The organism is Microcystis sp. M_OC_Ca_00000000_C217Col (assembly GCF_007095585.1).
GTDB classification, from domain to species: Bacteria; Cyanobacteriota; Cyanobacteriia; order Cyanobacteriales; family Microcystaceae; genus Microcystis; species Microcystis panniformis.
This window is the reverse complement of sequence record NZ_SFBV01000027.1, coordinates 1-8,315: the sequence shown is the minus strand read 5'-3', so window position 1 is coordinate 8,315 and position 8,315 is coordinate 1. Positions and strand designations below refer to the sequence as shown.

General features: G+C 42.0%; 9 protein-coding genes, 1 tRNA gene and 1 pseudogene. 10 read left to right on the top strand and 1 reads right to left on the bottom strand.

What is annotated here, in order from left to right:
* Positions 1-122 precede the first annotated feature (122 nt).
* The 10 genes and pseudogenes from EWV66_RS01565 to EWV66_RS01520 all read left to right on the top strand — a co-directional run.
* Positions 123-518: pseudogene (locus EWV66_RS01565) on the top strand (GUN4 domain-containing protein); the annotation flags it as partial.
* A gap of 141 nt (positions 519-659) precedes the next feature.
* Positions 660-1,307: an SH3 domain-containing protein gene (locus EWV66_RS01560; protein WP_249264946.1), complete on the top strand. Its 648-nt coding sequence runs from the start codon at positions 660-662 to the stop codon at positions 1,305-1,307.
* 588 nt (positions 1,308-1,895) lie between these two features.
* Positions 1,896-2,381, top strand: a complete 486-nt coding sequence (locus EWV66_RS01555) for a DUF29 domain-containing protein (RefSeq protein WP_052276737.1) — start codon at positions 1,896-1,898, stop codon at positions 2,379-2,381.
* A 105-nt stretch (positions 2,382-2,486) separates the two neighbouring features.
* Positions 2,487-3,386 carry a lysophospholipid acyltransferase family protein gene (locus tag EWV66_RS01550; protein ID WP_052276736.1) on the top strand — a complete coding sequence of 300 codons (900 nt, stop codon included), beginning with the start codon at positions 2,487-2,489 and terminating at the stop codon, positions 3,384-3,386.
* 141 nt (positions 3,387-3,527) lie between these two features.
* Positions 3,528-4,304, top strand: a complete 777-nt coding sequence (gene fabG, locus EWV66_RS01545) for a 3-oxoacyl-[acyl-carrier-protein] reductase (RefSeq protein ID WP_002766731.1) — start codon at positions 3,528-3,530, stop codon at positions 4,302-4,304.
* A 358-nt stretch (positions 4,305-4,662) separates the two neighbouring features.
* Entirely contained in the window at positions 4,663-5,430 is a 768-nt protein-coding gene (locus EWV66_RS01540; RefSeq protein WP_052276735.1) for a proteasome-type protease, read from the top strand.
* 31 nt (positions 5,431-5,461) lie between these two features.
* On the top strand, positions 5,462-6,199 hold the full coding sequence (locus EWV66_RS01535) for a sulfite exporter TauE/SafE family protein (protein ID WP_287107875.1): 738 nt from the start codon (positions 5,462-5,464) through the stop codon (positions 6,197-6,199).
* A gap of 119 nt (positions 6,200-6,318) precedes the next feature.
* Positions 6,319-6,738, top strand: a complete 420-nt coding sequence (locus EWV66_RS01530) for a tetratricopeptide repeat protein (protein ID WP_002766728.1) — start codon at positions 6,319-6,321, stop codon at positions 6,736-6,738.
* On the top strand, positions 6,731-7,618 hold the full coding sequence (locus EWV66_RS01525; RefSeq protein ID WP_170863945.1) for a M48 family metallopeptidase: 888 nt from the start codon (positions 6,731-6,733) through the stop codon (positions 7,616-7,618). Before EWV66_RS01530 ends, EWV66_RS01525 begins: the two co-directional genes overlap by 8 nt.
* Positions 7,597-7,681, top strand: a tRNA-Leu gene (locus EWV66_RS01520). The genes EWV66_RS01525 and EWV66_RS01520 overlap by 22 nt, the downstream gene beginning before the upstream one ends.
* Before the next feature lie 124 nt (positions 7,682-7,805).
* Here the strand turns inward: EWV66_RS01520 and EWV66_RS01515 are convergent.
* A partial coding sequence (locus EWV66_RS01515; protein WP_287107874.1) for a M10 family metallopeptidase C-terminal domain-containing protein occupies positions 7,806-8,315 on the bottom strand: 510 nt, incomplete at its 5' end.

Genomic DNA, 8,315 nt, shown 5'->3' with positions numbered 1-8,315 from the left:
TCTTGTTTTAATTCTCCATGTACGCGGTCTTTAAAAGCCTCTATTTCGTTCCAAGACACGATTAAGAGTGGCTTTTAGGCTAAGTATAATTACTCATCGCGTAAGTGAGATGCTCCCCGATAATCGATAATCTTCCTTGTGAAGATTTACGGACTATCAACCAACTCTGGCTACACTATAGTCAGGGTAAGTTTGGCTTCAGTGTCCAGAAAGACATCTATGAGAGTCTCGGCGGTACATCTTTGCAAAGAAATCTTGAGAGTCTCAAGAGAAGTGAGGGGTGGAGAAGTGCATCGGATAAAGAATTGTATGAGTTCGACTATAATCATCGGATTTTGGAGAAGTTCGCTTATCGCGTCGGCTGGAGGAGGGAGAATTGGGAATACCCAGATACCTTTACCTTTAATTTAATGACAGCACCCCAAGGGCACCTCCCTTTTTCTCATTGTTTTGATGTTGGGGTTAACGCAGTGCATAAAGTTGCCAAAAGACTTGTGACCTGTAGTACAATTCGTTGAATAGAAAACAACATTGATAATGGAGATGGTGCGTTGCGGCGGATTATAAATTTGTTTTTTTTTGACAGAATTAGTGGCCGCCTAACGCACCCTACAAGATCTACTTTCTATTACTCCTCTAAACAATAATTCAAGATGAGAATGTCGAACATTGTAAAAACCAGCTTACTCAGTTTAACAATTTATAGCTTGATCAACCTTTTCTCCATAAAAACACAAGCAGAAATAGGCGATCCGAATGGTTCCAATAATCAACCCCAAACAGGCTGGACACTATGGCAACGTTGGGATAAATTAACCGATGCAAATATAGATTTCGGTTTCTCCAATATGGACTTAGGAGCAGGACTAGAATTACAGCAATTATGTTTTGGCGAAGTTGACACCCCCAATGCAGAGAAGAAACAACAAGAAACCTACTGGTGGAGATTAGATAATGACATCAATCAAATAGGTTCGGGAAACATACAATATGGCTGTTGGATAAATGGTCAATTCAAAGGCACTAATACTGTTACTGCCTATAACACCTCTTTAGGAACTGTTCCTTGCTTGCGCGTTAATAGTTCCGTGAAAAATGGCTTAATAATTTATGAAGACTCTACCACTAATTCCCGTCATTTAGGCATCGTTAAAAGTGGACAAATTGTTCAAGGGGAATCATTTCCTTTAATGATCTTTACCACCAATGATAATCTGAACTGGGTGGCCATAAAATCACCACAAGAAGGCTGGATATTAACGGGTAAAACCGGCATCAATGAAAATGTTTCTTTATGTAAAAACTAAAAACTTAACCTACGGAAAAATTGGGTTTATAGCTCCTAATCAAGAATTGAAAAATAACTTCTTATACCATTTTTCTTTATTGGTGGCAAGTATATTACTCTTTTCTTCTTTTCTGGGAGAGGGATTGGGGGTGAGGGTAATTAACCATCTCTGCCATTACTTTTGAAAAATGGTATTAGGTATCCCCCCTACCTCCTCTTTCAAAGGGGGAAACCGAAGGCGAGGGGATTGCGTAAACCGTCCTCTATTCCTTCAACCACGCCAAAAATCTCTCTACTCGTGCTTAGAAATTAATTGAATGGAAACATCCTTTCCCTAGCTGAAATACTATCGGTCTTAGAGTCGTTTCTAGCGTTGGGTTTCATGCTTCAACCCAACCTACTTTGAAGCGCACCGCACCACAGGAGGAGTGTAAAGTCAACTATTTTGGCGAAAATTAATCTTTTTTACATTTATTTAGGGATAATGGCAGTTAGTTACTGTAAGGAGGGGCGGTAATTTTTCCCGTGTCAATATCAAAATTAGGAGAAAGTGGCCTAATATATATATGAGGGTGCTTATTTCCTATTAAAAACCGCCAACAACCCAATGAAAACTTTAAATCAGAATCCCTGGCAAGTAGAGGGAGGAGAAACCCTGCCCCTACTTTACGAAATTGATCAACATCTTTGGTTAGAGGAAACAATAAAAATCCTCAAGGAAAATCGCTTAGATGAATTAGATATAATCCATTTAATTGAGGAATTAGAAAGCTTGAGTAAAAGAGATAAAAACCGAGTCAGTAGCTTACTTGAACAAGTAATCAGGCATTTATTACTTTTACAATATTGGACAACAGAAGCAGAAATAAATGGGAATCATTGGCGAGCGGAAATTATCAGGTTTCGCACGCAATTAAGAAAATCTTTAACAGCAAATTTACAGAATTATTTAGCTGAGGAATTACCGATAATCTATCAGGATGCTTTCGATTATGTTCAACAAAAAACTGGTTTTTTTGGCGATTTTCCCTCAGAATGCCCTTACAGTTTAGAACAGTTATTAGATAAAAATTGGTTCAACTGTGAAGATTAGACATTAAAAATGATAAAATTATCAAGGAAAGCCGTTCTCAAACGATGGGTTTTTTAACCGAAATTTGCGATAATAAGATGCGCTTAAATTATCCACTGGGCATCAATGCAGATTTTTAGTTCTTTTGTCTCATCTACGGCGACTTTTGCCGAATTATCCCTAGAAGCGGCTAAGGCCCCTGTTGATACCCTCACCGGTTGGTCATTAGAGGATCGCGATCCGCAAGTGATCGAAAAATTTGTCCCCCTTCTGGATTGGTTTTATCACCATTATTTTCGCGTCGAAACCGATGGTTGGGAAAATATTCCCCCCTCAGGACAAGTATTATTCATCGGCTCCCATAACGGCGGTTTAGCGGCTCCCGATATGTTTATGATGATGTATGATTGGTTTCAACGCTTTGGCAGCGATCGCTTAGTCTATGGTTTGATGGATTCGCGAGTCTGGCGATTTTTCCCACCCCAAGCTAGTCTAGCGACCCAAATGGGGGCCGTTCACGCACATCCGAAAATGGCGATCGCCGCTTTGGATAGTGGCGCTAGTGTCCTAATTTATCCCGGAGGTGCTACGGATGTTTTCCGTCCCCACAGTTTAAGAAATAAAATTCATTTTGCCGGTAATCAAGCTTTTGTTAAACTAGCTTTACAGTACGAAGTGCCGATTATTCCCGCCATTTCCCACGGCGCTCACTCGACTCTGTTTGTCCTCGACGATATTTATCCTCAATTAAAAGAATTGCATAAACAGGGTATGCCTTGGCCTTTCGGTATTGACCCCGGGACCTGTCCCATCTATTTCGGTTTACCCTGGGGACTAGCTATCGGTCCCTTGCCGAATATTCCCTTACCCGTACCGATACATACCCGGGTTTGTCCCCCAATTATTTTTGAACGTTACGGCAAAAAAGCGGCCCGGGACCGCCGTTATGTACGCGAATGTTATGAGAAAGTCTGTTATTTGATGCAGCAACAACTCGATCAATTAGTGGCGGCCAATTCTCCCTGATACTATACAGGAAAGTGGGGACAGAGCGATTGCGCTTGAGGATTGCTGCGGTCAGATTAACCCGCTTGTGAGATAATGAAGTGTTTTGAGCAAAGTTATCAGTACAAAGTTTTCTCTTGAGATTTGACGATTATTTGGGGAATGCAGAAAATTATGAAACTATTACCCGCAGAATGCCAGCATTTACAAGACAAAGTAGCCATAGTAACCGGGGCCTCGCGAGGGATCGGCAAAGCGATCGCATTGGAATTAGCCAGCCAGGGTGCTACTGTAGTGGTGAACTATGCTAAATCTAGCAGTGCTGCCGATGCCGTTGTCGAAGAAATTACCGCGGCCGGGGGAAAGGCCATAGCACTACAAGCAGATGTGGCTAAAAGCGAAGAAGTGGATAATTTAGTGGACAGTACCAAGGAAAAATTCGGTCATATTGATGTCTTAGTTAATAATGCTGGTATTACCCGGGATACCCTAATGTTAAGAATGAAATTAGAAGACTGGCAAGCGGTCATCGATCTCAATTTAACCGGGGTTTTTCTCTGCACTCGTGCCGTCGGTAAATTGATGTTAAAACAGAAAAGCGGCCGCATAATTAACATCACTTCTGTATCCGGTTTGATGGGTAATCCGGGTCAATCTAATTACAGCGCCGCTAAAGCCGGTGTTATCGGTTTAACGAAAACTTTAGCCAAGGAATTTGCCAGTCGAGGCATCACTGTTAATGCCGTGGCCCCCGGCTTTATTGAAACTGATATGACTCATGACCTCAAAGCAGATGAAATTCTCAAATATATCCCCCTCTCCCGTTACGGAAAACCGGAAGAAGTCGCCGGGATGGTGCGTTTTTTAGCCGCCGATCCCGCCGCTATTTATATCACTGGTCAAGTCTTTAACGTCGATGGTGGTATGGTTATGGCTTAATTCAGTTATCAGTTATCAGTTATCAGTTATCAGTTATCAGTTATCAGTTATCAGTTATCAGTGATCAGTGATCAGTTATCAGTTATCAGTTATCAGTTATCAGTGATCAGTGATCAGTTATCAGTTATCAGTTATCAGTTATCAGTTATCAGATTAAAGTGATAAGTTTTAGGTTTTAAATGATATTATTCACCGAGCAGTTATCAGTGATTAGTTATCAGATTAAATTTTTAAGTTTTAAGCTTTAAATGATATTATTCACCGATCAATCTTCACTAATTACTGTTTACTGTTCACTGATTACTGCTCACTGATTACTGCTCACTGATTACTGATTACTGTTCACTGATTACTGAAAATGACTTACTGTTTAGGAATTATCAATCGTTTTGGCATTGTTATGGGGGCAGATTCTCGCACGAATGCGGGAGTCGATTATATCTCGGCCTATCGGAAATTATTTGACTTTTCGGTGTCGGGAGAAAGGGTAATTATGGTCTGCACATCGGGGAATTTATCGATTAGCCAAGGAGTGATTCACGAACTAAAAAGAGATCTGCACAATCAAGAGGATAAAAGTCTTCATTCTCTGAATCATCTCTACGATATAGCCCACTATATCGGTGATAAAAGTCGTCAAGTACAAGCTAGGGAAAGGACTTGGCTAGAAAAAGATAATATTGATTTTCAATGTAACTTTATTCTTGGGGGACAAATTAAAGGAGAAGAACCGCAATTATTCCTGATTTATCCCCAGGGAAATCATATTCAAGCCACCAAAGAAACGCCCTTTTTACAGATAGGTGAAACTAAATACGGTAAACCGATTCTTGATCGCACCATTACCTATGATACACCCCTAGAGGAAATGGCCAAATGTGCCTTACTTTCGATCGATTCGACCATGAAATCGAATATTTCCGTCGGTCCACCTATCTATTTGAGTATGTATGAAGCTAATAGCCTAAGCCTACGTCATAAGTTACAATTGCGTTTGGGAGATCCCTACCTAGCTAAAATGCGGAAACTCTGGGAAGATTACGTCCGGCAAGCTTTCGAGGCTATGCCCAATGTGGAATGGCATTATACCGATGAAGATCCCAAAGAAGATATCATAATAGATTAAGTAACTCTTTGTGAATTAACTTTACAACTCGATGATCATTGTTACCTTGATGTTGGCAGGTAGTCTAGCTTGGTTTTTTAGCACCCTGGCTGGTGGGGGTAGTCCCCTGATTCTACTCCCCGTTTTAGGTTGGTTTCTCGATGCTGCCGTCATTCCTCCAGTTTTAACCACGGGGATGCTACTCGGTAACGTCCAACGCATGGGAATGTATTGGCGCGCCATTGACTGGCCCTCGACGGCGTGGTATCTACCTGGGGCAATTATGGGATCTACCCTCGGTGCTTTTGTCTTTGCCCATTTACAATTCAAATGGTTGCCGCTAGTTTTGGGAATCTTTCTGGTTTTATCCTCGCTTAAACAATTATTTCCCCAACAAGAAAATCCTTTTTTTGAGATTAAAACTTGGTATTTTATGCCCTCGGGATTTATCTACGCTTTCTTGTCAGGATTAGTCGGTAGTACCGGCCCGATGATGAACCTGTTTTATATTAACTATGGGCTAGTTAAAGAACCAATGGTGGCAACGAAATCCGTTCACATGGTCGTAGTTCATGTGGCGAAATTAATCGCCTACGCAGCCTTTGGAGTTTTACATCTGCCTTTTCTCGGTTACGGTTTATTGTTAGGATTAGCGGCCTGGCCGGGCAATTGGTTAGGACAAAAAGTTTTAGAAAGAATGAGTCCCCAGCAATTTAAACAAGCAGTGATGTTATTCGTTTCAATGAGTGGCCTATTGATGATCTGGCGAGAACGGGGCATCGTCTTTTAAAATTTTGCTGACAAGGGGACAAATTTTGCTAAAATACTAGATGAAGGTGATTTGTACTAGCTTTGTGTAATACGCCGATAACCGTTAAATTTGCTCCTTGATTAACCCCGCAGCTGAAAATGACAGAAACCGCCAATTTTACCCTCGAACAAGGTTTAGAACGCTACCAACAGGGAGAAAGCGCCGCCAGTTTATTGCCGGAATTTAAACAATTAAGCGATCGCAGTCCGAAAAATGCCGCCGTTTGGTCCTGTTTAGCTTGGTTATATATGCTCACCGATAAACCGGAATTAGCCCTAAAAGCCGCCCAAAAAGCCGTTAAACTCGATAAAGTTTCCCCCCAAAACCGGATCAATTTGGTTTTAGCTATGTTAGAAACCAAAACCGCCGGAGTTAGAGAACATATCGAACTGGTGCAACAATTAGTTAGTTTAAACAAAGAAGTTCGCCAAGAAGTGGATGAAAATATCGCTGATGGTTTGGCTAGAAAACCCGATTGGAAAAGTTTAGAACGCGTCAAAGCTTGGTTAAATGAATAAGAATATGGAATTATCAAAACAGTTATTACTCGGCTTAAAAGCCAATGATTTTCGGCATCCCATCGACCTAGAGGCCACTAACTCCCTTAAACAGTTGCCTGGGTTAGATATAGCCGTGAGAAGTTTGTTAGGTTCCGTCGCTGAGGAATTCTTTTACTTAAATAATATTGCTGCTAGTGTTTTGGTGGGGGAAAAACAATTACCCGACCTGCATAATCTCCTCCTAGAAGCTTGCCGAATTCTCGACTTAGAACCACCTCAATTATACATTCAACAAAACCCCGTTCCTAACGCCTATACCTTCGCCATGCGCGGCAAAAAACCGTTTATGGTGATGCACACTTCCCTAATTGAAATGCTGACTCCCGCAGAAATTCAAGCGGTAATCGCCCACGAATTAGGACATCTCAAATGTGAACACGGCGTTTATCTGACTTTAGCCAATATTATGGTCCTAGCGGCGGGATTACTGCCCAATTGGGGGACAATGTTAGCACGATCCCTACAGGAGAGAATGTTAGCATGGGTGCGCTGCGCCGAGTTTAGTTGCGATCGAGCGGCTTTATTGGCAGTTCAAGACCCAAAAATCGTCATGTCGGTGTTAATGAAGTTAGCCGGAGGTTCCCCCAGTCTGGCACCTTTATTAAATTTAGAGGCTTTTATCGATCAGGCCAAGTCCTACGATGCCGTCAGCGCCTCGGAAATGGGCGAAATGTTAAAGGGTTTGCAAACTCAACAGTTAACCCATCCCCTCCCCGTCCTGCGCGCGCGAGAAATCGATCGTTGGGCCAGTTCCCCCGATTATCAAAATTTGTTAAAAGGGCCAAAAATGGGTTATAATGATAAAACTAATGCCAAGGGCGAATGGCGAAATTGGTAGACGCACCACACTCAAAATGTGGCGAGGCAGCCCCTCATGTCGGTTCGAGTCCGACTCCGCCCATCAAATTACAGTAATTTCTGGCTATTATGGTGTTGATGTTTCATCCGACTAAATATTAATCTCACGCCGAGGAGTAGATTTTACTGTCTCTAACGTGAGATTAAAAAGTGCAATTAGTCACAGACTAGAGGATAAAGTCTGTTGCCGCAATCGCAGATAATCCACCATTGAGTTGAATTTGCATATCAACAGTTAAGTTACCATCTCCCTCAATTTCTGCCTGAACAATCAAACTGCTACCAGAAATAAAGTAGTTGACTTGACCGCCAATACCAATGGCACCAGTACCAACAAAAGTGAAAGCTTGATCACCCGCTATAGTAGTATTGGCATCGATCGCCGATAGGTCAATCTTATCAAATCCAGGAGTGAAATCTGTAAGTACGTCCCGCGCAGCACCGACCTGACTATCTGATACACTCAAGAATCGGTAAATGTCGTTACCCGCACCATCGGTCATTGTGTCAGTGCCGCTGCCACCAATCAGTGTGTCATCACCGTCTCCACCAGATAGACTATCATTACCAGCCCCACCGGTGAGAGAATTAGCCAGAGTATTGCCCACAATCGTGTCATTGAGGCTACCACCAATGACATTTTCAAAGGCAGTGGCACTAGCTAGGGTGAGAGTGAG